General features: G+C 34.1%; 20 protein-coding genes and 1 tRNA gene. 6 read left to right on the forward strand and 15 right to left on the reverse strand.

Annotation, left to right across the window (positions count from 1 at the left end):
- The first annotated feature begins 3 nt into the window (after positions 1-3).
- Together OM967_RS04445 and OM967_RS04450 are read left to right on the forward strand one after the other, a co-directional pair.
- Positions 4-2,358 carry a VirB4 family type IV secretion/conjugal transfer ATPase gene (locus OM967_RS04445; RefSeq protein ID WP_264337690.1) on the forward strand — a complete coding sequence of 785 codons (2,355 nt, stop codon included), beginning with the start codon at positions 4-6 and terminating at the stop codon, positions 2,356-2,358.
- Positions 2,339-5,158: a glycine-rich domain-containing protein gene (locus tag OM967_RS04450; protein WP_264337691.1), complete on the forward strand. Its 2,820-nt coding sequence runs from the start codon at positions 2,339-2,341 to the stop codon at positions 5,156-5,158. Before OM967_RS04445 ends, OM967_RS04450 begins: the two co-directional genes overlap by 20 nt.
- Positions 5,159-5,389: 231 nt before the next feature.
- Here the strand turns inward: OM967_RS04450 and OM967_RS04455 are convergent, their stop codons facing one another.
- From OM967_RS04455 to OM967_RS04495, 9 genes are all read right to left on the reverse strand, one after another.
- A complete protein-coding gene (locus OM967_RS04455; RefSeq protein ID WP_211908612.1) occupies positions 5,390-6,463 on the reverse strand; it encodes an ankyrin repeat domain-containing protein in 1,074 nt (357 codons plus the stop codon).
- 90 nt (positions 6,464-6,553) lie between these two features.
- Positions 6,554-7,333 carry an SDR family oxidoreductase gene (locus OM967_RS04460; RefSeq protein ID WP_007302062.1) on the reverse strand — a complete coding sequence of 260 codons (780 nt, stop codon included), beginning with the start codon at positions 7,331-7,333 and terminating at the stop codon, positions 6,554-6,556.
- Positions 7,334-7,338: 5 nt separating this feature from the next.
- A complete protein-coding gene (locus OM967_RS04465) occupies positions 7,339-7,983 on the reverse strand; it encodes an alpha/beta hydrolase (protein WP_319606909.1) in 645 nt (214 codons plus the stop codon).
- Positions 7,984-8,191: 208 nt separating this feature from the next.
- Positions 8,192-9,517 (reverse strand): ankyrin repeat domain-containing protein, encoded by a 1,326-nt coding sequence (locus tag OM967_RS04470; protein WP_264337693.1) that lies wholly within the window; start codon positions 9,515-9,517, stop codon positions 8,192-8,194.
- Positions 9,518-9,679: 162 nt separating this feature from the next.
- Positions 9,680-10,045 (reverse strand): arsenical pump-driving ATPase GET3, encoded by a 366-nt coding sequence (locus OM967_RS04475; protein WP_250120040.1) that lies wholly within the window; start codon positions 10,043-10,045, stop codon positions 9,680-9,682.
- Positions 10,046-10,139: 94 nt separating this feature from the next.
- Complete coding sequence (locus OM967_RS04480) at positions 10,140-11,936, reverse strand: aminopeptidase P family protein (protein ID WP_211908617.1); 1,797 nt, start codon at positions 11,934-11,936, stop codon at positions 10,140-10,142.
- Between the two features lie 8 nt (positions 11,937-11,944).
- Entirely contained in the window at positions 11,945-13,993 is a 2,049-nt protein-coding gene (mnmG, locus tag OM967_RS04485) for a tRNA uridine-5-carboxymethylaminomethyl(34) synthesis enzyme MnmG (protein WP_250120039.1), read from the reverse strand.
- Between the two features lie 89 nt (positions 13,994-14,082).
- Entirely contained in the window at positions 14,083-14,613 is a 531-nt protein-coding gene (locus OM967_RS04490) for a hypothetical protein (protein ID WP_211908619.1), read from the reverse strand.
- A gap of 147 nt (positions 14,614-14,760) precedes the next feature.
- A tRNA-His gene (locus OM967_RS04495) sits at positions 14,761-14,836 on the reverse strand.
- Positions 14,837-14,967: 131 nt separating this feature from the next.
- Between OM967_RS04495 and murJ the strand changes: the two genes are divergently transcribed.
- Together murJ and OM967_RS04505 are read left to right on the forward strand one after the other, a co-directional pair.
- The gene (murJ, locus tag OM967_RS04500) at positions 14,968-16,464 is read left to right on the forward strand and encodes a murein biosynthesis integral membrane protein MurJ (RefSeq protein WP_211908620.1); all 1,497 of its coding nucleotides are present in this window, start codon (positions 14,968-14,970) and stop codon (positions 16,462-16,464) included.
- Positions 16,465-16,606: 142 nt separating this feature from the next.
- On the forward strand, positions 16,607-19,105 hold the full coding sequence (locus tag OM967_RS04505; RefSeq protein ID WP_264337694.1) for an AsmA-like C-terminal region-containing protein: 2,499 nt from the start codon (positions 16,607-16,609) through the stop codon (positions 19,103-19,105).
- 69 nt (positions 19,106-19,174) lie between these two features.
- On the opposite strand, the gene OM967_RS04510 is transcribed toward OM967_RS04505, so the two are convergent.
- The 6 genes from OM967_RS04510 to OM967_RS04535 form a co-directional block, all read right to left on the reverse strand.
- On the reverse strand, positions 19,175-19,624 hold the full coding sequence (locus OM967_RS04510) for an ankyrin repeat domain-containing protein (RefSeq protein ID WP_211908622.1): 450 nt from the start codon (positions 19,622-19,624) through the stop codon (positions 19,175-19,177).
- Positions 19,625-19,753: 129 nt separating this feature from the next.
- The gene (locus tag OM967_RS04515; protein WP_264337695.1) at positions 19,754-20,260 is read right to left on the reverse strand and encodes a hypothetical protein; all 507 of its coding nucleotides are present in this window, start codon (positions 20,258-20,260) and stop codon (positions 19,754-19,756) included.
- Between the two features lie 17 nt (positions 20,261-20,277).
- On the reverse strand, positions 20,278-20,745 hold the full coding sequence (locus tag OM967_RS04520; protein ID WP_264337696.1) for an ankyrin repeat domain-containing protein: 468 nt from the start codon (positions 20,743-20,745) through the stop codon (positions 20,278-20,280).
- 51 nt (positions 20,746-20,796) lie between these two features.
- A complete protein-coding gene (locus OM967_RS04525) occupies positions 20,797-21,972 on the reverse strand; it encodes a phage portal protein (protein WP_211908625.1) in 1,176 nt (391 codons plus the stop codon).
- A 278-nt stretch (positions 21,973-22,250) separates the two neighbouring features.
- Positions 22,251-23,438: a hypothetical protein gene (locus OM967_RS04530; RefSeq protein ID WP_246433246.1), complete on the reverse strand. Its 1,188-nt coding sequence runs from the start codon at positions 23,436-23,438 to the stop codon at positions 22,251-22,253.
- A gap of 13 nt (positions 23,439-23,451) precedes the next feature.
- Positions 23,452-23,751 carry a hypothetical protein gene (locus tag OM967_RS04535; protein ID WP_250120035.1) on the reverse strand — a complete coding sequence of 100 codons (300 nt, stop codon included), beginning with the start codon at positions 23,749-23,751 and terminating at the stop codon, positions 23,452-23,454.
- A gap of 218 nt (positions 23,752-23,969) precedes the next feature.
- Here OM967_RS04535 and lipB point away from each other — a divergent pair, with 218 nt between their 5' ends.
- Positions 23,970-24,587, forward strand: a complete 618-nt coding sequence (gene lipB / locus OM967_RS04540; RefSeq protein WP_264337697.1) for a lipoyl(octanoyl) transferase LipB — start codon at positions 23,970-23,972, stop codon at positions 24,585-24,587.
- Positions 24,587-25,555 (forward strand): LD-carboxypeptidase, encoded by a 969-nt coding sequence (locus OM967_RS04545; RefSeq protein WP_211908629.1) that lies wholly within the window; start codon positions 24,587-24,589, stop codon positions 25,553-25,555. Before lipB ends, OM967_RS04545 begins: the two co-directional genes overlap by 1 nt.
- Positions 25,556-25,786: the final 231 nt, after the last annotated feature.

Consider the following 25,786-nt stretch of genomic DNA (forward strand, 5'->3'; position numbering starts at 1 on the left):
TATATGCAACCAAAAGTACCAGCCACTAGCTCTAATTCTGAAAAAAAGAACAATTTAGCGTTACTAGAAAGTATTAATTTAGATTTTATCCCTTATGCTTGCCAATACGATGAAGAAACTATACTAACAAAACAGGGGGAATTATTAAAAATAATCAAATTAGAAGACTATTCTTCAGTTGATAACTATGGTGATCTTAGAACTGAAATTAGAAAAAGTATATCAAAAAATATCAAGAGTTTATATTTTACCGTTTGGATTCACACTGTCCGTAAGCGCAATAAACTGAGCTTACAGTGGAATAAAACTGCAGACTTTTCCGATCAGCTACACTCAACGTGGTTTAATAAACTAGTTGATAGTAAACTACAGTATATAAATGAATTGTACATTGTGGTGTTACTTAGTGATTTTGGCAAACATATTAATAATGCATTTTTTTTTGGCGGGATAAAGAATAGGCACAAGTTATTTTTACAAAAAAATCATCAAGAATTACAAAAAATAACTGACCTGATTCAAAAAGATTTAGAACCTTTTGGAGCTAAAAAACTGGGCCTTAGGTCTAGTGAAGGCAAAATATATTCTCAAATGATGGAATTTCTCCATTACATTATTACATTAACGCACAAAGATTATCCAATATGTGAAAGGGATCTATCGCAGCATGTTAAAAATTTAAAAGTAGCTTTTGGTTTCAATAAATTTCAAACATCGTTTGAAGGTCAACAGAAGTTTGGTTCTATTTTTTGCATAAAGGAATATCGAGAAATCCCCTTAGAAAATATAGATAGGTGTTTGCAACTTGACTCTGAGCTTATCATCACAGAAATAATAATATTTACTAGTAATAATAAAGCAGTAAAAGAATTTAAAAAACAAATTAATATACTGCAAATCAGTGAGGACAATACCTTACTTCAAAACTCAGGAATAAATGAAATAATAGAGCTTGAAAAAATTTCTGCTATGGATTTTTGTCAACAGAAAATTATTGTTACAATCTTTGCAGATGATAAGAATAGGTTAGCTAAAAATATCAGCGATTTATCCTCTGTAATGTCGTTAATCGGGTTGATGATGTTTAGAACTGATCTGCACATGGAAAATCATTTTTGGGCACAGCTTCCTGGAAACTTTGCTTTTGTTACACAACCAAAAAATATATTAGAAAAATATGCTTGCAGCTTTGCTATGTTGCATGATTTTACATCAGGTACGTTAAAAGGAGGAAGATGGAAAGAAGCAGTAACAGTTTTTTTTTCAAAAAAAGGCAGTCCTTACTTTTTTAACTTTCATGGAAAGAAAAATAATGGTCATACCACAATACTTGGAGCTCCAAATTCAGGTAGAACCTCACTGATCAATTTCTTACTTTCGGAATCAAGAAAATTTAACCCTAGGATTGTTATATTGGATAATACTGGAAAATCAATAATATTTACTAAAGCAGTAAGCGGTCAATATTACATAATTGATCCAAAATATAAAGATAAAAGTCTAAAATTCAACCCACTGAACATTGAAAATAGTGCTTCTAATCGCAATATGCTTGTTGAATTGATCAAAAGGATGGTTGCAGATGCAAGTTTGGTAGACGTAGAAGAAAAGACAAAAAAAATTGTAGATTCTATATTTACTATACCAAGAGAATCGCGATCTATTTCTCAAATTTCTGAAGTGCTTTTACTTCTTGGGGGTAAAATAAGTAAATGGTGTGGTGATGGTGAATTTGCTTACTTATTCCAAGATGGTGATGAGTCAGACATTGACTGGGGAACAAAAACTATATCCCTCAATACTGCAAATCTCACTAAGCAAAAAGAATGTATGTCCGTGATACTTTACTATTTCTTATACTCTTTCGAAGCAAAATGTGATGGCTCACCTGCAATACTTGTTTTGGATGAAGCATGGGAGATAAGTAATATTTTTCCTACAGAGGGAGAGTTTGACGACTGGATGCAAAGAATGACAAAGTTAAATGTTGTAGTAATTCTAAGTACTGAAAACTTAAACCTAGCATTTGCTAGCAAGTTTACTCAATATTTAGATAAGCATGTCGATACGAGAATCCTGATGCCGAACATAAATGCAAACAGGTTATACATGAAAGCATTTTCTCTGTCGAAAGAGGAACTGAATGTCATTTTGCAAACACCAACACAGGAAGGTTTATTTTTGATAAAGCAATACAAAGGTTTAGTAACTTTAAATCTAGATTTGAAGAATATGAAAGAAATACATGTACTTTCAGCTAATAAAGAGACTATAAAGTATATGTATGAAGCAATAAAGGAAAAAGGCGAAAAAGTGAGTAAGTGGTTACCGGCGTTCTATGAAAAATGTAAAGCTTAATTTTTTATTGATATTCTCCTTGATATTTTGTCTTTCTTATCAAGGATATGCTGATTGTCCAACATTTGTAAAAAGTAATACTGAAATTGAAGCTACAGGAAGTAAAGCAGGAAAAGGTATTGCGAATTTTTTTAAAGGCAAGTGGAGCGATTTAGATTTTGACGAAAAATTATTGCAATTTATTAAAGTTACAGCAGTAAATAATCAGGGACCAGAAGGTTACTTCGATCCAAAGATTAAGGTCTGCGATTACGAAGGGAACGACAACTGTTATATATTATCCAGTGGAACATTCTGCCGCCAGATATATGGAACGCAGAGTACAGGAGCTGGAGTTTCTGCAGCAGCTTTTATCGATTGGGAAGGAGATAAAACAAAAGCTGGAGGAGAAATTGCCCAAGGTCTTGGATGGGAATGGGCAGATGGTGTTACTGATGAAGAAAAAGTAAAATTTGCTAATGCCCCTAAAATATGCGCTTGTAGTCAAAAGGGGGCTTGTATGTCAGGAATTTCTTCATGGGGCTCTAGAGTATTTTCTGGGGAAAATATTTTTCGTCCTGAAGAGATGGAAAAAGCTTGTGATACATGCTATCAAACAAAAGTAAAGTGTGCCCCTGTGCAACTTGCACCTGGCCCACCTGCATTTTGTAAACAACTTGCGATGTCACCACCACAAGTTAAAATTGTTCCTATAACAAATGAAGAAAATGATTATTTCCATCCAAGAGTTGGAGTCATTATTGGTAAGCTGAAAGAAAGAAGGGAGATATATGTTCCATCTGCTGTTTCAAATCACAAGAATATTCTAAGTTGGGCATATACTATTCCAGATAAAGATACTATCCATTATTTCAAAACCTATAGAAAGAAAGATCAGCTCTGCGCTGAATATTATGGCACTGAAAAAGAAGAATCAAAAAGAAAATTACAATTTCCTGCCCGTTGTTTTCCATCACCAACTGCTCCAAAGCCTGAGGAAATAAAGGTAGTAAATGAAAATACGCTAGAGGTAAAAATGAAGATGGATGAGAGAGTTTGTACTGAGAGGGCACGTGGAACTCACAATAATGGAGTCTGTACTTTTAATGTTAATGCTGACACCAGTCGCTCTATAGAAGTCGGCCCTCTATTCTTAAAAGTAGTAAAGCCGGCAATAGTAGAAAAAACAACTGGTACCGGTAACATAAAAAGCGATATCGATAACATAATAGAAGGTATATTAAAAAATAATTCGCAATTTGAAGTTCTAGAAAAATATGGGTATGTTCCCGATATCGAAGCAGAATGTAAAGAGTTTCAGGGAAATAAGTGCAAACTGGATAATTTAGGATATCCTAAAATAGAAGTAAAATATAAAGAAAATCCTAAAAGCAAAATGCTATGCCTTTCTGGTTGGCAGCCAGAACCGGAGGAATTCGTTCTTGAAAAAGGAAGTGAGCTAATATCACTGAAGTCAATGAGAGCAAGCTATGCTAAACACAATACTGTTTACTCGAAAGAATCAAATCAATCTTATTATTTTCCTTGCAAAAAAGGGGAAATTATTGAATTAGTTGATGTTTTAGCAAAGCCACAAGATGCACTAGATGAAATAATATTCAATAAGAAAGGATATATTTCTATTCCTGAAGAAAATAAGCCTAGAGATAATTGCATGGCAAAAGAGGATAAAGAGGTAGATACAAAACAAAATTGTGACAAATGCAAAATAGTATATGAGTTAACAGATGGAAAGTATGAAGAAAAAAACTGTAATCACGGTGATGATGGTTGCCTCTGCTTTGATGGAGTGTGTAGTCGCTCAACACAGCATGTGAACAAGGACAACAAGCCTTTTTACTTAAGAGTTTCACAGGATGAAAATGGAGTTGTAAAGAAGTTAGATCATCCAATTAAAGCAAATAGAACAGAAGTCTTTTTTGCTGATAAATTATGCAGATTCGATTTAGATGGTTTAAAAAAGAGATTGCGTGAAATAATAATAGCACAATTGAAACATAAGAAGCAGATTATTGAAGACAGGGATCAAAAACTTTATGAGCTTGGAGATGGCTATACAGATGATCTGTCAATGTATGATTACGTTGAAATAGAAGCATGGGGAGGTGGTGAAGCTGGTCATATAGCTGATAAAGCTCAGTCTACAGAAAATAGACCAGGAATGCCAGGTGATTACATTAAAGCTAAACTGAGAGTCAACCCTAGTTATCCATATATTAAAGTAAAAGTAACAGAAGGAGGTGGTGGACAAGAAAATGATAAATCTAACAAGGATGGGGGACCTACTTTAGTAAAAATGTGCAGAGACCTTTCAGAAACAATTTGTAAAGATTTAATTACTGTTGCAGGTGGAGGTACATACAGAACCTATGGGGGAAAGAATTACAAAGATACAATAATTCATGAACAAAGTTTAAAATTAAAAGAAGAAATTAAGAAAGGGGACAAGCTAAACTCTAGTAAAGATAATAAAATAGCATATATAGAAAATGGTGAGATTGGGTATAAAGATGTAACAAAATGTAGTAAAAACTACGTGAATAAAACATATGGTGCTGGTGGTTGTATCAACGAAAACAGCAAAAGTTATAGCAAGGGCGCTCCTGGTTATGTGAAAATTAAACCTATATTTGATGAAATTAATAAAGAAAGAGTAAAAAAAATAGATGATGCTATTGAAAAAATGATACAAAATCCAGATGACATCACAGGTATTGATGATTCCTTAATAAATAAACTTGATAAAAAGATTATTGATACAATTAAAGAAGAAATTAGAAAAGAATTGTTAGGTCTATAGTCAAAGAACCCTGATGGTTGCAAATGGGGCAAAGTTGAATTTACATCACTGAGAGTATCTGTTCAGATGCATGTGAAACCAGTGTTTCTTTTTTTGTATCTCAGTTCTCATAATGTCATCCCAGTGCATAATGCACAGCTGTACAGAACATTGAAGATGTCATTCCAGTGCGTGACACTGGAATCCATGTAAATTTAACTGGACGCCAATGTCACAAACTAGTTTTCCCATCTATCTTATTTTGCTACTCTGCTGAACAGATACGTCAATTTCATCTACTGATGAGCTAGGTCTGCTGTCCTTTATATGTTGTACCAAAAGCTCCATAATTTTTTTTTGCTCATAAAATTGCTGAAATGAATATATTCCATTCGAGCCAACTAACACGAAGAATCCTCCTTGTACATTTGGAGGATTATCATGCCAGCTAATGTTTCTTACGTATTCAGCAGCTTGTAAGGAAGTATCTCCTGAAAGGTTTTTAATATTAGGATCAGCACCTTTTTCTAGCAGTAATCTTGCCATTTTTTCATTACCTTTCATAGCTGCTATATGTAGAGGTGTATTGCCAAGCTGATTGCCAATATTGACATTCACCCCTCCTACACTAAGTAATAATTGAGCTACCTCGTCATGGCCATTATTAATAGCTACACACAAAGGATTCATACTGGTATCACAGCCATTGACTTTAGCACCATTATCAAGAAGCAACTTAACTACTGCTGCATGCCCATTCTGAGCAGCTAGATACAAGGGTGTGACATTATTTTTTTTATCTACTATGTTAACATCAGCATTTTTTGTGCTAATTAATAGTTCAACTATTTCAGTATGTCCGTTCTGAGAGGCTAAGTACAGAGCTGTTATACCAAATTCATTGTCTTTAGCATCAATCTTAATTTCTTGAGTATTAAGTAACACCTTTACAACTTCTACAAGTCCATTTTGAGCAGCAATATGTAAAGGTGTCTTACCATCAGTACAGTCTTTTATATTGGGATCAGCTCCCGCTTTAATTAACTCCTCTACTATAGCTTTGCTTTTAGCTACAACAGCAAAGTGTAAAACTGTACTGCCTTTAGTAGTTCTTGCATGAATATTAGCTTCTTTACTGATTAGTAACTTTACTACGTCTAAATGTCCTGAATAAACAGCAAAATGCAAGGCTGTAAATCCTTTTTTATCCTTGATATTGATATCAGTTTTTACATTAAGTAATAACCTAACTTCATTTATGTTACCGTTATAAGCGGCTTGATGTAATAGAATATTTTCAACCGGAAGCGATTGAGTGCTGAACATATTTACCTCTATATAATAGTATGCCTAGTGGTACTACATCAAAACAAGGAACATTCAAGAAAAATTTTTGCATCTGGCAATCTATTTTCTCTATTCTAATATATACAAACTCTTTAAACCCACCTTGTAATCAGGATAAACTAGAGAGACACCAAGATCTTTTTTAATTTTAGTATTGCTTACTTTTTTTGACCCTAAATAAAAACCCCGTGCGTAATTTGGTACGGAAGAAATCTCAACTGGCTCTGGAGGGCTAATATTGAGAAGCTCGGCTGCATACGTGACCACTTCAGATTGCGTAGCAGGTAAATCATCTGCACAATTGTATATCTCATAAGGCTTTATATTTTGCATGGAAGAAAATAAAATATTCGATATATCTTCAACATGAACACGAGAAAAAATTTTTTTCACATTTCTTGCTTTGCCAAGCTGCAGGTCAATTAGCGCATTTCTACCAGGACCATATATCCCAGCCAAACGAAAAATATGTACAGGCAATTTGCTACTTAGCCACTTCTTTTCAGACTCAAGGCGCTTTTCTCCTCTAATTTCTATAGGCTTTGTTTCAGATTCCTCATTCACCCAATTACCACAGTGGTCACCATAAACATTAGTTGCAGACAGATAACCAAGCCATTTAATATTCTCCAGACAATGACCGTATCTCTCCATAACATCATCGCCGTCTGGAGGAATAGAAACTAAAACATGCGTTACGCTTTTAAGCAGATCTTGATCAACCTTTTCATAATCAAAAAGTTGTATATCTTTATTTCTTGATGTACCGTTAACTTTCCAGCCTAAGTTTAGCAATTTTTTCGATAGAAATTTAGCTACATATCCGTAACCAAAGCAAAACAAGTGCATGGAAATTAATTTCCAAAATTCTTCTTGATAAACTCAACCCCTAACCTTATTCCTTCTTCATTAATAATATGGCCTAATCCATGAATTGGGTATCCTTGAGCGTTTACTCCATTTTCTTTCAGAGCTTTAACCGCTAAATCAAGGGAAGAAAAAGGTACCACATCATCAGCGTCACCATGAATAACACATATGCTGGGTTTTGATTTGATCTCCGGTGCAATTTTTGAAGGTGAAAGAAACCTACCAGAATATGCAACAACCGATGCACAAGACTGAAGCCGGGTAAGAGCTACATGCATTACAAGCATTGCCCCTTGAGAAAATCCAACTAAAGAAAGCTGAGTATCTTTTAAATTAAGCTCCTTTAATTTTGTACCAATAAAATGATTTACAATTGATGCAGCATTTTTCACCCCATTATATAGTGCTTCCTCACTACGATCCTCTAAACTAAACCACTGATAACCATCACCTATTTCTCTTTCAAATGGAGCATTGGGAACTACTAAATATGAATCAGGCAAAAACTTGCTCATAACTTTAGCAAGATGCATGAAATTATCGCCACTTGAGCCCCAACCATGAAAAAAAATAATCAAATTTTTCTTATTTTCATTTGGGCAAATTTCTTGGCTTTGTAGTTTAATCATCTCTTTTGTGTTTATGTTTTTTTGTAAAACTGACTCATGCATCAATATTAAACAAAATTCTATAAAATTCAAGAATTTCCACATCACCCAAAAAGGTAAAATACTATTTTAAAGATAAAAATCCTATTTAAAAACAAAGCAGTATCTCAAAAGAGCTATATCTTTTCAAATACTTTTTTATTGTTATTTAAATCCGAGCTTCTCGTCCTTAGCATACTGTCGGCCAGGTACTCCATTGAATAGTAAGGATATTTTTAAGTGCAGTAACTACTGCTATATCTGGATCTTCACGTTTTTCTCTTTTTACTTTTATAGCTAAATAACCAACTACTGCACCCAATAATAAACCAGTAACAGCTGATGTTGCACACGTTGCAATAGCTGCTTGTGTATTATATGCTACCGCAAAACCTGTAATAAAACCTACTGCACCACAAACGCTAATGCAGACACGCTCCTTCCGAAGTTCTATTTCATTAATTTTTCGTACATGATTTTTCAAGTACTTTCTTACATCTTGAGTAGTACGTGTTAGAGCAGTTGCTCCATAGTAGTTTTTTGTGTTAGCATCTGCTTTTGCTTCTACCAGGCACTTTACTATACCTAAATCACCTCTCTGAGCAGCTAGCATTAGAGGAGTGTTTCCTTTTCTATCTTGCGTATTAACATCTGTATTTCCTTCTTTTACTAGATACTTTACTACATCCAAATGAACCTTATATATAGCTGATATTAGAGCAGTTGTTTCTTCAAAGCGTCTACCATTACTTCTTGCATTAACATCTGCTTTTGCCTCTACCAGGCACTTTACTATACCTAAATGACCCTTTTCAGCAGCAAATATTAGAGGAGTATCTTCACAGTCATTTCTTGCATTAACATTTGCTTTTGCTTCTTTTACTAGATACTTTACTACATCCAAATGACCATTTTTAGCAGCAAACATTAGAGCAGTTTCCCCAAATTCATTTTTTGCATTAACATTTGCTTTCGCTTCTTTTACTAGATACTTTACTACATCCAAATGACCATCTTCAGCAGCAAATATTAGAGGAGTGTTTCCAAATTCATTTCCTGCATTAACATCTACTTTTGCTTCTTTTACTAGATACTTTACTACATCCAAATGACCACTTTCAGCAGCAAACATTAGAGAAGTGAATTCAAACATATCTTGTGCATTAACATCCACTTCTGCTCTTTCTACCAGGTATTTCACTGCCTCTAAATCACCATTTTTGGCAGATGAAAATAATTTAGAAAGTAGCTCAGTACGACTTCTAACTATTCGTGCAATTGATAATGCTTGTAACGTAGAAGGTTGTCTCAATTCTTGAGTATCACCTTCTAATTTTGGTACAAGATTTTTTAGCCAAGGAGCTACATGTGTGAAATAATTAAGATTCTCTTTTGTGAAACAATTCAATAAATTTTTTACAGTATTAGATTTGTCACTTTCTTCAATTTCTCTATTTATACCATAATATTCTAACAAAGCATCAAGTATTGCTTTATTGTTAAAATTATACACCATTTACTAGCCCCCTGAATAAACTTCGAAACCATCTTAACCCCTATTAAGGAATGAAAGCATTTTGTAGACTTTTTCTTTTAATACTTATGCCTTTTATTTAAAATTGGAATGAGAGCAACCTCACTACTGCCATAGCTCTTTGAATACTACTTGTAATAAAAACTACTTAGCTTCAACTTTCTCTATCAATTTCTTGACCAAGCCTCTCAATCTTCTGCTGGAATCATCAAGCTCTTGAATTTGTGAAGGATCTTTTCCCATGAGCTCTTTGTGATTACTCTTTATGTAATCATACATCTCCTTCATCTGAGCAATCATCTTGTTGATATCCATACCACCCATATCAGGTATCATGCTAGGCATATTTCCTTCTAGCATACCACCAGCCATAAGTTGCTGAGACATTTGCATGAATGGCTTTAAGGTCTGTTGAAGCAAATTAGGGTCGCTTGCCAATTTTTCTATTTGCTCTTTGCAAGTATCCATGTACTGCTTCATAAATTCATCATCTTGCACTTTATCTGTCATAATTACACCTATTTGAAACTAATATTATATATTGTTTTTAATTAAAAACAATACAAGAACAACTATATTAATACTTGATTAAATGACAAATTAACTATTTTAAAGGTTCACATACTCTCTTTAACCATTCCTTATCTTTTATGCCATTTTCTATATTTTTATAAACAAATTGGTGATAGCTATTTATCCATTTAACTTCATCTTCAGTAAGCATTTGTATATCTATTAGCTTTTTATCATAAGGAACAGAGGTCAATTGTTTAAAGCTTAAAAAGACGTTTTCTCGCCTTTCAATATACATCAGATTCTCAATTCTTATTCCATACTTTCCTGGAATATAATAACCAGGCTCGTTAGAAAGTATCATGCCTGGAATGAGTTCCACTTTATTTCCTCTTGATATTGCTTGCGGTCCTTCGTGTACCGAAAGGTAACTTCCTACTCCATGTCCTGTACCGTGCATGTAATCCATTCCAAATTTCCATAAATGTATACGCGCTAATATGTCCAATTCCCCACCAGTGGTGCCAGAAGGAAAGACCGCACTTGCTATCGCAATGTGAGCTTTTAATACTATTGTGTAGTGAGCTCGTTGCTCATTGGTTGGACTACCAATTGCTATAGTTCTTGTAACATCGGTTGTGCCATCAAGGTACTGACCACCAGAGTCAATTAAATACAGCCCATCTTCTTGAATGACTTTATTTGTCTTATTGCTTGCACGGTAATGAATGATTGCTCCATTCTCGTTAAATGCTGAAATTGTTGGAAAACTCGATTGCTTAAACAAATTCTGCTCTTTTCTGTATTCTAAAACTTTTTCTTCAGCTTCAAGCTCAGTAATTTCACTGTCAATATTGTTTTCAAGCCAATATAGAAAATTTGTAACTGCTACTCCATCTTTGATGTGCGCACTTATAGCTCCAGTTATTTCAGTTTGATTTTTTACTGCTTTGTGAATCAAACAAGGATCCTCCTTCTCAATTATCTGCTTATTTTCTATTAGACCTCTTTCATTACTTATTGTCATCTCAGTGCTTGACACTGGGATCCATGCTTTTTTATTTCTGGTCAAGCACTGGAATGACACCGAAGCTGATTTTTCATTTAAATAATGGTTATACAAGGAATCTATTGCATTCATAATGCTCATTGGAGTCGTGCTTGGATCTATCACCACCAAATTTAACTTATGTAGTGAATTTTCTAGCTCACTAATATCAAAAACATTTATATGGTTATCAAAATTTGCTTCTATAGTTGAATGTTTTTTATCTTGAATAAATAAATCAACATTGGCATTTTTATACAATATAGCACGACCCAATATACAAGGAGTATATTCCGCACTTTCATTTCTTAAATTTAATAACCACGAAATTGAATTTGGATCAGTCAGAAGAACTGCTTCAGCCTCTATGTTTTTAGCTACTCTTTCACATTTATCCTTACTACTCTCACCAGATACATGTGAGACTATTGTTTGTGCTTTATGACTACTATCTTTTTTAATTAAGTATGGTACTAGTTTACAAATGCCTTCATATTTTCTTATGTCCTTCATAGTAAAATATTGCGGATAGTAACCCAGTGAGGTAGTCAATGTTAAGTTTGCTTTTACCCATTTGTGTGGATCCTCTTCTTGTATATTATATACTCGAAAACTGCCCTGATCGAGCTGACTGCGAGCTTGTGTGATATAGCGTCCATCTGTAAAAAATGGGCACTTATTACTCTTTGTAACGATAAGTAGCCCATTTGTTCCCGTGAAGCCACATAACTCTGCTAACTCTTTTGAATATTCATTTAAATACTCGTCTTTAGTATGCAACATAAATGCATCAACATTTATTTCGTGCATAAAAGAGCGAAATTCTTCGATTTTTGACATGGAATACCTTACGCAGAATTAGCAGCTATTTTCGTTTTCTTATTCCTAAGGTACACTAATATGCTAACTATTGCTGCTGGAGTGATGCCCTGTATTTGCTTTGCAATGCCAATTGTTGCTGGTTTTATTGATTGCAACTTCTCTATCACTTCAGTTGACAAGCCTTTAATCTGTGAGTAGTTGAAATTAGTTGGAATTTGAGTATTAACTTCCTCTTGTAGAAACTTCATATCGGCTTCTTGTCTTACTAAATAAGGCTTGTATTTTGCTTCAATTGCAACTGCTTCATATATTTCATTCTTGGCTATGCTATCAGTTATAGTGTTATTCCACCACATGACGCTGGAATCTACATTTTTTTCAGTGTCAACTGCATCCATTCTATCATCATTCAAGTACTGGATCCCAGTGTCAAGCACTGGGATGACAGGAAGAGGTGCTTTGGTGTTATGCAAGTAGCTGACACTGGAATCCATGTTTAACTCTGGCCATATTTCTCGTAATTTATTCCAGTCAATATTTGGATAACCGAGCAAATCTAATGCTGTTTTTCTTATTCCATCATAAGATATTTTAATGCCATAGGACCTGAGCTGCTCAGGAGTAATTGTTAGGCTCTCTAATTTCTCCTCAAGTTGCTTAATGGATTTAAGTTTACCCTGCAAAACAGAGTATCTCTCATGCGACACAAGAGAGATGTCATAACCTTTTTGTGTCAATCTTCTATCTGCATTATCTGACCTGATTGCCAGTCTATATTCTGCACGCGAGGTGAATAATCTGTAAGGCTCAGCAATTCCCTTAGTGACCAAGTCGTCTATCATTACACCGATATATGAGTCTGTACGATGAAGAACAAAACTTTTTTGAGATAAAGAGAGTGCTGCATTGATTCCGGCAATAATTCCCTGCCCAGCTGCTTCTTCATATCCAGTGGTACCATTAATTTGACCAGCAAAATATAGTCCTTTAACTTTCTTAGTTTCGAGAGTATGAAATAGCTCTCGTGGATCGATATAATCGTATTCAACTGCATATCCAGGTCTTAATATTTCTGCATTTTCAAGCCCTTTTATACTCTTTATCATTTCATACTGCACTTCGATGGGCAATGAATTTGAAATTCCATTTGGATATATAGTGTTATCATCAATCCCTTCTGGTTCTAGAAATATTTGGTGATTATTTTTTTCTGCAAATTTTTTAACTTTAGTTTCAATTGATGGGCAGTATCTTGGTGCAATAACGTTATCTAAATATGAAGAAGCTGATCTGTGAAGATTCTCTCGAATTACTCTGTGTGTATGTTCATTAGTATGAGTAATAAAACATGAAACCTGAGGCTGGTTAATTTTCTCTGTAAGATAAGAAAATGGTGTAGGTGGATTGTCACCCACTTGTTCTTGTAATACCGACCAGTTTATAGTGCCACGATCAAGCCTCGGTGGAGTTCCGGTACGTAATCTGCCCAGTTTAAAATCATACTTCTTTAGCGTGTTTGCAAGCTCTATTGCAGGTTTATCTCCCATTCTTCCAGAAGGAGTTGTTTGCTCTCCTATATGAATCACACCACGTAAAAAAGTCCCTGTAGTCAAAACAACTCTGCTTGTCAGTATACGTTCACCTGAGTCTGTTATTACAGCTTTTATATAAGATTCTCCATTGCTATCACTTTCGATAAGAAAATCGTCAACTGACTCTTCTTTTACTTTCAAGTTGTGATAATTTAGAATAATTTCCTGTATTGCTTTTTTGTATAATTTTCGGTCTGCCTGTGCACGTGGGCCCCATACCGCTGCGCCTCTGCTGCCATTTAAAACGACCGAGTGTATGCTTGCTCGGTCGATAGCTCTTCCCATTATTCCATCAAGGGCATCCACTTCCCTAACTACAACACCCTTTGCAACTCCTCCAATTGCTGGATTACAAGACATTTCTCCTATAGTTGAAATTTTGTGAGTTATAAGTAGCGTGCTTGCACCAAGGCGTGCTGCAGCTGTAGCTGCTTCACACCCGGCATGACCGCCACCTACTACCACTACGTCGTACTTATGCATCTTCTTGAGTAATTCCTACTCTATAATATTCCAACTATCAGTGATTGATGTCAAATTTTACAGATTCCAGTGTTACACACTAACTTAGCTCAAATTATCGTCTCTTTTACAGAAGAAAATCTTTCAACTGTAGGAGAGGTAATACACTCATCCACTTCTTCTTCCTGAGATATTCCAACATATTTAGAATCTGTAATCGAAGTTGCACTTGCTGCAAATGTAATTGCTGCTTCATCTGCACAATGCACTAAAGATGTGGCTACATAAACCCCCATAATTGTTGCTATTAGCCCTGTTATTGCACTTACTAAGATAATCACTGTTACTACTGGATTAGGAAGAACAGCAATCACACTTGCATTAAGCACTGCCCCAATCATAGTACTTATAGGTATAGCCATACCCAAAAAAATTGCTATTTTTCCATGATCTTCCTCAATAGGATCTCTTTTGCAAAACCTATATAGCAAACATCCTACGTGCAAAACCGCAATCAATACTAGAGCCATAGAACCAGCAATTGCACCCATGGCTAAAGGTGATGAAGTGTCAAAACTTAACCAACAAGCTAATACTCCTAGTGCTGACACTATACTATAAGCTAACAAACAAATATACATACAATCCCTCTCACTAATTAATAGGCATCATTTTTACTCTAAATTGCAAACTTTCCCTCCGCCATCTAAATACTAGAGCAACAAGGAATGCTAACGGCCGTGCAAAAATATCTAATGTTTATATTTATGTAAAGTGGAAATTTTGAGTGGGGCGAGCGACCAGGATTGAACTGGCGACATTCAGTACCACAAACTGACGCTCTACCAACTGAGCTACGCCCGCCAAGATATAAAATTTTTAACATACGAGCACAAACAGTCAATTGATTATTTAAGCTACCTCCTTTTGCAGAGGGTTTTAAATATTTTCATTCATGCTTTTATCATTATACTCAATCGTATTGACACCGTGATATGTTTAAAAGTATTTTCACATTTAGTTTTTTTACAGCTATTTCAAGAATCTCAGGGCTAATAAGAGATGTATTGATTGCTACGGTTATTGGTGCAACCTCTCTTGCAGATATATTCTTTTCCTCGTTTCGCTTTGCTAATTTATTTCGATCGTTTTTTGCAGAGGGGGCATTTACTACCTCATTCATACCATTATACTCTGCAGAGTCATATGATAATAAAAAGGCATTTAATTTCGCAAGTAGTGTAATATCCATTACGTTTATTATTCTAGTAATTTTTTGCCTTATCACACAAACCTTCTTCCCCTACATGATCAAAATCTTCACTCCTGGATTTGACCAAAATAAATTTACCTTTACTGTAACTTTGTCGAAAATTATGATGCCCTACATAATCTTCGTGTCAATCGCATCACTTATTGGTGGAATGTTGCAAGTAAAACAGCATTTTGCTTCAACAGCTATTTCACCAATCATTTTGAACCTCTGTTTAATCATCAGTTTGTTTTTACCTTACATTGAAACACCGGCTCATAACCTTTCTATAGCCGTCCTGATTGGAGGGATTTTGCAGCTACTTTTAATAATATTTAGTGCATACAAATTAAAGGCTTTCTTTTCTTTTAGTTTAGAATTAAGTAACGAAGTAAAATTATTTTTTAAACGTGTGATACCTGCAATTATCAACAATTGTGTAATACAAATAAGTGTATGGATTGACACAATCATGGCAAGTTTTATACCAAATGCAGTTTCTTATATATATTATGCCGATAGACTAAATCAACTACCGCAAGGAGTAATTGGCACTGCAATTGGTACAGTACTTCTTCCTCTGATTTCAAAACGAATAAATGATACTGAGAATATAGTCAAAATACAGAACAAGGCCCTTAATATAGGGTTAATATTAATTATGCCAATAACTGCTGCTTTTATCATTATTCCTGACATAATTTTACTTACGCTTTTTTCTTACGGCCGATTTGATTATTATGCAGTGCAGCAAACTGTTCCTACATTAGTAGCATTTTCTCTTTCTTTACCCGCATTTATTATAAATAAAGTATTGCTACCCACATTCTTTGCTAGGGGAAAGCTAAAAATACCAACTATGTTCTCATTAACGTGCCTTGGAATTAATGTAATACTAAATCTCATATTAATGAACAAATACCAACATATAGGAATTGCTATTGCTACTTCCATTTCCACTTGGATAAATTCTATTTTATTGATTAATTATTTAACAATAAATAAGATGTATAAGATTAGCCAAGCATTATTACTAAATATTGTAAAAATTCTCACTGCAACATTGGTTATGTCAATAGTTCTTTATCTCTCTAATTACTTATCAGCAGGGTTGTTTTGCGATAGAGGGCTAGCTCGTATTGTTTATTTAGTAACTTTAATAGCTTTGAGTGTTATTATTTATTCTAGCACTCTTTACCTAATTTTTAGAGGAAATTTGAATAATTTGAAATATGTATAAATTACACCCTTTGTATTGCTATATGTCATTTCAGCTACTATTCCAATATCCACTCCTTTCATCCCATAACCTATTCCTTTCATCCCAGTGTCAAGCACTGGGATGACAAGAAGAGAAGGGATGCTGGAATGAGAGGTCTATTATGAAACTTTCTTTATACGCCATATTATCAATCTCGTTGCTATTAATTCTCATGCACGTTGCTGCAACTTTTAAGGATTGGAGTGGCTACAGAGAATATATCGTAAAAGAGTTAGAGAAGACGTATGATGCTAAAGTACATGTTGGAGGAAAAATTGAAGTTTCGCTCATTACTCCAAAACTTACTATTTACAATGTATATGTACAATATAACAAAAACAAGGAACAAAAATTATCAGATTTAATTAGTGCAAAAAAAATTGAAATAAGGCCATCGCTATTATCGTTGTTTTCATTTTCATTGCAACCAAAGTCAATCTCATTTTTGGGCATGAAAAGCAACAAAGAAAATTTACTTAATATTATAAATACGAAAGCCAATGATAATATAGTTGATATATTAATAAAGGACAGCCAAATAAGTTTTAACGCCGATACTATTAACATCAAGGAAGTTGCTATAAAAAAAAATAAGAAGTTTTTTGGTGAAGTACAGATTGGTGACAACAATTACGATTTTTCTGGAAAGGTTAATGTCACAAAAAATAATGTACACATTAGTGTTGATTCAAATTTTGCAAATTTGCTATTTAAAGGTAATAGAAATCAAGAAGAGCTCAAGGGCAATTTAGTATTGACGATTAATAATAATTCTGATTCTATGAGCGACTTGGCAAAAATCATTAATCTTAGCTTCCTTTCTTATGTGATTCCCAGCGAAAATATTGAGATATCATCCAATATCAATCTCAATGAAAGCGAATTTACGGCAACTGATTTAAAAATTGAGTCCAAAAGCATGCAAGGCACTGGTATAATACAAAATGATAGAAAAAGTGATCATACTAATATCAATATTAGTTTTAGTAAAGTCGACCTAAAAAACGGCTCACACAAAACAACAGATATGAAGGGTCTTTTAGAATCTTTTAGAGAGGTTGTGCCAAAGAACCTGAGCTTGGATTTTAATATGGAAGCTTCAAATATTCAATATCAAAACAGGATATTGGACAAATTTCATGCTACGCTAAAATTTGCTAATGGCGAAATAAACGTTGATACTCTTCTTCAATTTCCTGGAACCAATAATATATCTCGCTTATCAGGAAGAGTTTCAAACAATGGCAACTTGTCTGAATTTAATGGTGATATATTGATAAAGGGTGAGTCGTTCATTTCACATATTTTACCTTCTATCAAGATGCAAGAAAGAGAGAAAAGTCAATTTACAGCAAGTTCTAAACTATATTTAGCACCTAGAATATTATCTCTTTCAGATATCAGATTGCTAAATAACAAAGAATCTTGGCAAGGATCAATTAAGGTAAATCACACAAAAAAACACAATATGATCGATAGCAAATTTAGCATGCATAACATTAATATAGATAAATATGATTATTCATTATTCAGCAAAGTGCAATGGCTGAAAAATCTTAAATATGATGTAAATATAAGAACTAGTGTTAAAGATTCTATATTCAATGGTACAAAAATTGAAGATTTGGATTTTTCATTAAAAATACAAGAGAACAAGCTATTTGCAGATAAAATAAAGTTATTCGGAGAAGATTTCGACATTACCGGTAGTGTAAAAATATTAGTGGATCAAAAATACACTAAGCCTTTATTAGACGTAAACCTTACAGGTAATAAATTTAATGGAAATATCTTTAAATTACCAAAACTATTAGAGGTAAAAAGAAACTCAAGAAATGAAATAAATCAAATTCAATGGTCAACAAAGCAGCTTAATTTTTTAGATGAGAAAGGAGATTTTGATGCAAACGTGCAAATCAAAACTACAGAATTTAAAATTGGGCAAAACGTCTTAAAAGATTTTAACTTGGATACAGTGATAAGAAACAACACTATCACTATCAAACAGATAAGTTACATACTAGAACATGGACAAATGTTTTTTCAGGGTTATCTAAAAGCAGGCTCAATTCACACAAAATTTTCTATTGCAAATTTGGACACCAAGGAAGTTATAGGAGTTAATAACATAAATGGCAAGATAAGCTTAAGTGGTGAAATCAAAACTCAAGGAACAAGCTTTGATGATTGGGCTAGTAACTTATCAGGAAATGTAAACTTTCAAGCACAGAAAATAGAGTTTACAAATGTGGATTTTAATTCATTCATCACTAAGTTGTTAAGTAGTAAGAATAAACCTGAAATTTCCAAGCTTGCTTACGTTGATATATATAATGGCAGTACGCTTTTTGAAAATATTAATGGAAAAGTAAGTATTAACAGTGGTGTATGTTCAACTAGTTCACAGTTTAGTACCGATCAAGCATCAGGTTCTATCTCTTCTAATTTAATCTTATCTAATTTCTCCTTAACTTCTATATTCAGACTCTTTTTCATACTACCAAATCATAATAGTCCTCTTTATATCGAGGCACACTTAGATGGCCCTATTTGGTGCCCTAAGATGAGTTTTGATGTAGACCAAATTTACAACACCTTAGTTAGCAAGAAAAATAGTTAACTCATTTAGATGTAGGATTTAAGGGACCATCTGTCTTTAAGTTAGACCTTAGTAAAAGATGTTCCACTCTCACCAATGATAAAACTGATTGATTGTTTGTACCTTCTCAATGTTTGCGTCGCTGCAGCTTGTGCTTGGACTCTCTGTCTCTCCAAGCAATAAACGTGTTATCTCCCTATAGTCTTTGAGAACAGATAAATGTAAAACAGTAATACAAGAATTACTTGATATATTAATATCTGCTCCTTTTTCAAGCAATAATTTTACCATACTTGTGTGGCCTTCACGAACAGCATGGTATAAAGGAGTATAACCGAAACGATTTTTTATATCAATAACTGCTCCTTTTTTAAGCAATAATTTCACTTGCTCTAAGCGATTTCTTTTAGCAGCGTAATGTAAAGGAGTTTCACCATTACGATCTGCTGCATTAATATTTGCTTTGCGTCTCGATGACAATTCTATATGAGGAAGAATAAATCGAGAATTACCTACTGAATTTTCTTGTTCTTGATACATAAAATACCTCTAATTTCTTACAGCTTAGTATAAATATCTACACTATATAAATATCAATTCAACGCATCACCACCGGGTAACGGTAAAAGTTTCTCCTTTTATAATGAGCATAGGCCTGTGTACATTACTCTAATTATGAGCTTGAGCAGCTGCTTGAAGTTGTTCAGCACTTGGATTATCCAAATTCTGACTTGGAAATGCCTCTATAATGTTCTTTAACTCTTTATCTGTTAAGTGATAAGTTATTTCGTCAAAAACTTGATGTAACACCCGCAAATTAGAATTCTCTATAGCTGCTTTACTTTTATCTAATAAATCCCTTCTGTCCGATGCCTTATCAAATTGGCTTACTATTGTATCAACGTGTTCAGGAAATTCTGATATATATTCCAATGCGTCAGAACACCTTATTTCATCATATTCTCTATCAGACAAATAACCTGCTAATTTATTCTCATCAGTCTCTCGCAGAAACTGATATAACGATATATTGCTGTTACTAAGCCTGACGTTCATCATCTCATTCTGATAATCATCCCAAAATTTGGACAATTCAATATTTTTGACAATACACTCTGGTTTCGTTGTGATACCACTATGTACCACAGCATATGCAATTATAGTTCTTACTACCATCGGTTTATCGCAATACCCTATTTTGTAATATCACTAGCTACAATAGATAAAGGGGTCCTTCCTGTCTTGTCTACTGCATTAACATTTGCTCCTCTATCAAGCAGCAACCTTACTAATTCCTCCCGATCATACTTAAGTGCAAAATGTAAAGGAGTCATATCCAGATTATCTACTGCATTAACATTTGCTCCTCTATCAAGCAGCAATTCTGCTACTTCCTTATGACCATACCTAACTGCAGTATGTAAAGGAGTCCACTTTCGCCTTTCTATTGCATTAACATTTGCCCCTTTATTAAGCAGCAATTCTTCTACTTCCTTATGACCATACCTAACTGCAATATGTAAAGGAGTCTCCTTTTGCACAGTTGTTACTGCATTAATATTTGCTCCAGCTTCTATCAACTCCGTAATCTGCTGTATATTCTCTCCTTTAGAAGAATTCATTAATAGTTCATCCAATTCTCTTTGTTCCCTTTCATTCATAATTTACCCCACAATTTCATTGTAGTTAATTTAATATGCAAAAAAATAATATCAACCCAATTTATCACCACCGGGTAACGGTTGCAAGCCAAAAGCTTCTCTTTTTTCATTAAGCGTCATGAAGCTTGCGTTTTGCACGTATTTCCACATCTTTTGTCTTTTCTCCATTAGAATTTCTATCGCGTCTTTATCATATGACAAACATAAATCTTTGCCAAACTTGGGCACTAGCCAAGAATTTAAGTGACAAATAATATTTTCTAGTGTTGGTAAAATCGTCTGTTCCCAAAGGGAAAGATGTGCTTCGATCAAATTGCTATAAGTATTATCACCTGGTATGCCAAGCAACTGCGGCGGAACGCCAAAAGCTAGAGCAATATCACGAGCTGAGCTATGTTTTGACTCAATAAAATCCATATCCCTCGGTGATAAGCTCATTTCCTTCCACTCTAGGCCCCCTTCAAGCAATATAGGTCTTCCAGCATTGACAGGACCTGAGTAATGATCATTTATCTGTCCTTTTAAGCGTTGGTACTGCTCTTGACTTAAGTTTCCACCACTTCCATCCTTTTCTGATTTTACAACTATTGCACCACTTGGTCTTGCTCCATTTTGCAGCATTGCCTGATTCCAAGCTCCCGCTTGGTTATGCTGATCTATACTATATGCAGCTGCCTCAATTGGTGATAGTCCATACCAATCATTCAAAGGGTTAAAGGTTTTAAGATGCAGTACTGTTGAACGCCCAGTCAATTTATCAACTTTAAAGTCATAACTGTTGTTATTTACGGTATAACGATAGGCATAAGGAACGTTACTTCTCCCCGGAACAATTTCAACTCTATCAGGGCGCAGAAGATAAAGCTCTGTTGGTTTGTTCTGCGCCTCAATCATCAATACATAAGAATTGCCATTAACTAATCGATAAGTCACAATCCCTTCAATAAATTCCGATTTTGATGTCATTGGATTAGGAGAATAAAGTAACTTCAGTAATGGATGCGCTTTTAGTTGTGATTTTCCCTGGTCAGTAAGCTGGCAGAGAGTAAAAGGTACCGAAGATGCAGCACTTGCGATCATATTAATTGCTCGAAAGGCAATGACATTTTTTATGTAGCCTTCCTCAGCAAAACTTGCATAATCGCGCCTACTCCAACTTGGTTCCATCATTAGTTGCAAAGCAGAGTATTCACTGCTTTTCTTTCTTTGAAAAATATTAAAATTCATATGTGCCTCCTGAAAAATTGAATTTGTTAAAAGATTGAAATTGTAGTTGAATTATATCAATTAGTGTTACAAGAATGATGTCATCCCAGTGCTTGACACTGGGATCCAAGAATTTAATTGTAGATAGCCCACTTAACTGGTGAGCATAGCTGTTTTATACCAGAACGAACACCTTTGACTAGATTGTATGAAAAGCTAGATCCCAGTGTCAGCTACTCGGATGACAAACATGGACTACTTCAACTATACCATCGTTAAAGAAACCAGAAAAGCTATTATCAAAGCTGAAGCTCTCCTTGAAACCCCTCAACTTTTGGATCGTTAATTTTGCTATTGCAGCTACTCATTGCATAAACATTAAGACAAATGTTTGTCACTATTCCAACAAGCATACACATTCCTGTAATCATTGCAGCTACAGTAAAAGCTGTGCCTAAGGTTCCACTTGTAAATATAGCTGCTATTAACGTTGGAACAAATAGACAGAATGAAGGTTTGATTACGTAACTATAAATCTTTTCAATTCTATCGAAATTTTTCCATGGTCCAGCAAGATCTTTCAATGGACCAGTAAGATTTCTTGCCATTTTAACCTGGGTTTCTAAGTTTTGCTTAAAGTAATCACTAAAACTAGTACTTGGAGAATCGTTATCAAGAATTGAAAGAGAAAAAGAAAAACCTACCTTCTTCATCTTCTGGCCTTTAAATTCTCCTTTCATGTACTTAAAATTCCTAACATTCAATATGGATCCATCAATATACCTAAGGTTAAATTGCATGTTAGGATTCAATACATGATTTAAAGTGCTTGCCTTCCTATCTATTAAAGCTTCAAATTTTTCTTTATTCTGATCATAATAGTCAATAAAATCCTCTAACTCTTTTGATAGCTTTTCTAGATCTATTTTTATGCCATAGCTTCTCAATGTGGTCAGAAAGGTATAAAAGTTTTGTAAATAACTTTTGGTGCCACTAAAGATCAAATAAAATGATCTACCATGATCAATTTTTGCCCAGAGTTTTTCTTTTACTTTTTTACCCTTTGCATTTTCATACTCCTTTTCTATTACACCAAAATTTTCTGGGTTCACAATATCAGCTTCTACAAGTAATATTTGAGCAGCCAGTATTTTCTCAAAACCTTTTGCATCTTGGTGGTTTTTGCCTTTTTCTTTAAGATCCATTAATGTTGTAAATTTGTCCAAAAACTTTGATCTCAAATGAAGTTGCCCTTGATTTTTCTCTTGCTCAATGCGCTCTTTAAATTGATCATTACCATTAGCAAATCTTTCCTTTGGCAAATCGTTATTTGTTACCAATTCAACAATTGGAGCTCTATCATATAAAAACAGCTTATATAAATCACCAGCAACATATTCCCTGATAAAATCAGCAATATTAAGGTCATCATAACATATATCGCTTTCTACTGACTGCCATAATAAATCAAGATTATTATTTATCACAAAATTTGGCAAATTAAGGATTTTGCAATTTTGTAGCTTTTCTTGATCCTTTGTAAAAAGATTCTTTGAATTGTGCTAACTTAGACTGTTCTTCCTCTTTTGTAAGCGTGTGATTTAGAACAGACTTAATCATGAAAGCTGCCTTATCACCTTCATTGTCGCTATACTCGTGCTCTGCTTGAAATCCTGAACTGCAGACTACTTCTTTCTCTCCTACTTTCTTGAACTCGCTCATAGGCTGGAGTGTTCTATCATGGAAATGTTTTTCAAGAAGTTGAGTTTTTTGTTTAAACTCTGTACTTATATTTGGCATAATTACTCCCTAGCTAAAAATATAAATGTTAAATATTTATTAATGATGTTAGCATATCTAGCAACATATGTCAAATTTTTCATCATTAGGCGATAGCTTCCCTTTTTTGTTACAAAGCCTTATATAGCTTTATATGGAACGCTTTAAAAGCTCACTAACAACCTAAACTTGCTTGAAAATCAAGTAAGTATTATAAAATTAAATAAAAGAAATTGAATATGACAGAATGGCTAATATCTAACCAATTTGCTGATTATAACCATTCTGTGAAATTCATGGAAGCAAAAATTCAACAAATTCACAATAATTTATCTGATGAGTTAGTATGGCTACTCCAGCACCCTCCACTTTATACTGCAGGAATCGGTGCAACAGATGATGACATTATTAAAAAATTATTTCCTATATATAAAACAGGTAGGGGTGGTAAATATACATATCACGGACCAGGGCAGCGCATTATATATTTAATGCTAAATCTTAAAAAAAGAAACAAATGTGACATAAAACTATATATCAGAGACCTAAGTAATTGGATCATAAATGTTTTAAAACACTTTAATATATTTGGGGAATTTAAGGAAGATAGAATAGGCATTTGGGTGAACAACAACGGAGTAGAAGAAAAAATAGCAGCTTTTGGCATTCGCTTGAGAAAATGGATAACTTATCATGGCATAGCACTTAATGTCTCTCCAAACCTTTCCCACTATGAGGGTATTATTCCTTGTGGACTAAAAGATTACGGCGTTACATCAATGGAAAAACTAGGAGTAAAAGTTTCTCTTTGCGAATTAGATGATATATTAAAGCAAGAGTTTCATAAGATATTTTAATGTATTCCTTTATTCTTTATTTTCTATGCCTTTTACTCACTAATCCTGCACACACAATCAATCAAGTTGATATTATTGCTCCTTCTTCGAAAGGAAAAGAATCAGATCTGCCTACTATAAGAGAATACGTAAAAACTTTGGGTTTTAATCCCCATATTTCGGAGAAAATATACAGTAATGACAACCCATTTTATTCTAACTCTGATGAGTTTAGAGCGAATGATTTGGTTAATGCGCTCACTGATGATAGCAAAATAATTTGGTGTATCAGAGGAGGAGAAGGGGCTTCTCGGCTAATTCCTTACCTAGAAAAGCTGCCCAATGATAAAAAAGAAAGAATTGCTCAAAACAAAAAAATTCTTATAGGCTATAGTGATATCACTGCTTTACATATTTATCTGCAAGTTAAATATGACTGGCAAACTCTTCACGGTACCATGTTGGAAATGATAGTAAATAACTCTGTTGCTGAAAGCTCTGTTGAAAAATTAAAAGAATTAATTCTTAACCAACACAACTCTATCAGATTTGACAACTTAAAGATGATAAATAATGGAGTTAGACTAAAAAATGGCATATTAGAATCTAAAATCATCGGTGGTAATATGACTTTGGTTGAAAATAGCATAGGAACTGCTTGGCAAATAAACGCAAAAAACAAAATTCTATTTTTAGAAGACATAAGAGTTTATCCATATTCAATTGAACGCAGTTTAGATCACCTAAAACAAGCTCATATTTTTGATGGAGTAGATGCAGTAATATTCGGTGACTTTGTTAACTGTTATAATGATAATCTTGTCGAAATTGTAAAAGAAAGGTTTGCAAAAAGTGTCAACTTTCCAGTATTTACAATGAAAGGAGTAGGCCATGGAGATATAAATGACCCTTTACCTTTCAACACTCACGCTACCATTAGCGTTCAAGACGAGAAGGAGTTTATGGATGTGCAACAGTTATACAAGTAGCTTTATCTAACACTCCTTTCATTCCAGCACCTTCGTTGTCATCCGAGTAGCCCTCTTTCTTGTCATTCGAGTAGCCTCTTTGGTGTCATTCCAGTGCTTGACACTGGAATCCAACTAAGTTGGTAAACACGAAAGCGCTTTTTTTTGACGGAATTGCACAAAAAAAACTGGATGCCAGTGTCAGCTACTTGCATGACATCATCTTTTTTATCAGATGCATATGAAATCAGT

Origin of the sequence: Wolbachia endosymbiont (group B) of Dolichovespula media, from assembly GCF_947179505.1 — a bacterium.
Taxonomy (GTDB): Bacteria; Pseudomonadota; Alphaproteobacteria; order Rickettsiales; family Anaplasmataceae; genus Wolbachia.

Excerpts from the sequence above, each read along its gene's own strand:
- OM967_RS04445 (WP_264337690.1), top strand. The coding sequence starts at position 4 with ATGCAACCAAAAGTACCAGCCACTAGCTCTAATTCTGAAAAAAAGAAC.
- OM967_RS04450 (WP_264337691.1), top strand. The coding sequence starts at position 2,339 with ATGAAAAATGTAAAGCTTAATTTTTTATTGATATTCTCCTTGATATTT.
- OM967_RS04455 (WP_211908612.1), bottom strand. The coding sequence starts at position 6,463 with ATGTTCAGCACTCAATCGCTTCCGGTTGAAAATATTCTATTACATCAA.
- OM967_RS04460 (WP_007302062.1), bottom strand. The coding sequence starts at position 7,333 with ATGCACTTGTTTTGCTTTGGTTACGGATATGTAGCTAAATTTCTATCG.
- OM967_RS04465 (WP_319606909.1), bottom strand. The coding sequence starts at position 7,983 with ATGATTAAACTACAAAGCCAAGAAATTTGCCCAAATGAAAATAAGAAA.
- OM967_RS04470 (WP_264337693.1), bottom strand. The coding sequence starts at position 9,517 with ATGGTGTATAATTTTAACAATAAAGCAATACTTGATGCTTTGTTAGAA.
- OM967_RS04475 (WP_250120040.1), bottom strand. The coding sequence starts at position 10,045 with ATGACAGATAAAGTGCAAGATGATGAATTTATGAAGCAGTACATGGAT.
- OM967_RS04480 (WP_211908617.1), bottom strand. The coding sequence starts at position 11,936 with ATGTCAAAAATCGAAGAATTTCGCTCTTTTATGCACGAAATAAATGTT.
- mnmG (WP_250120039.1), bottom strand. The coding sequence starts at position 13,993 with ATGCATAAGTACGACGTAGTGGTAGTAGGTGGCGGTCATGCCGGGTGT.
- OM967_RS04490 (WP_211908619.1), bottom strand. The coding sequence starts at position 14,613 with ATGTATATTTGTTTGTTAGCTTATAGTATAGTGTCAGCACTAGGAGTA.
- murJ (WP_211908620.1), top strand. The coding sequence starts at position 14,968 with ATGTTTAAAAGTATTTTCACATTTAGTTTTTTTACAGCTATTTCAAGA.
- OM967_RS04505 (WP_264337694.1), top strand. The coding sequence starts at position 16,607 with ATGAAACTTTCTTTATACGCCATATTATCAATCTCGTTGCTATTAATT.
- OM967_RS04510 (WP_211908622.1), bottom strand. The coding sequence starts at position 19,624 with ATGTATCAAGAACAAGAAAATTCAGTAGGTAATTCTCGATTTATTCTT.
- OM967_RS04515 (WP_264337695.1), bottom strand. The coding sequence starts at position 20,260 with ATGGTAGTAAGAACTATAATTGCATATGCTGTGGTACATAGTGGTATC.
- OM967_RS04520 (WP_264337696.1), bottom strand. The coding sequence starts at position 20,745 with ATGAATGAAAGGGAACAAAGAGAATTGGATGAACTATTAATGAATTCT.
- OM967_RS04525 (WP_211908625.1), bottom strand. The coding sequence starts at position 21,972 with ATGAATTTTAATATTTTTCAAAGAAAGAAAAGCAGTGAATACTCTGCT.
- OM967_RS04535 (WP_250120035.1), bottom strand. The coding sequence starts at position 23,751 with ATGCCAAATATAAGTACAGAGTTTAAACAAAAAACTCAACTTCTTGAA.
- lipB (WP_264337697.1), top strand. The coding sequence starts at position 23,970 with ATGACAGAATGGCTAATATCTAACCAATTTGCTGATTATAACCATTCT.
- OM967_RS04545 (WP_211908629.1), top strand. The coding sequence starts at position 24,587 with ATGTATTCCTTTATTCTTTATTTTCTATGCCTTTTACTCACTAATCCT.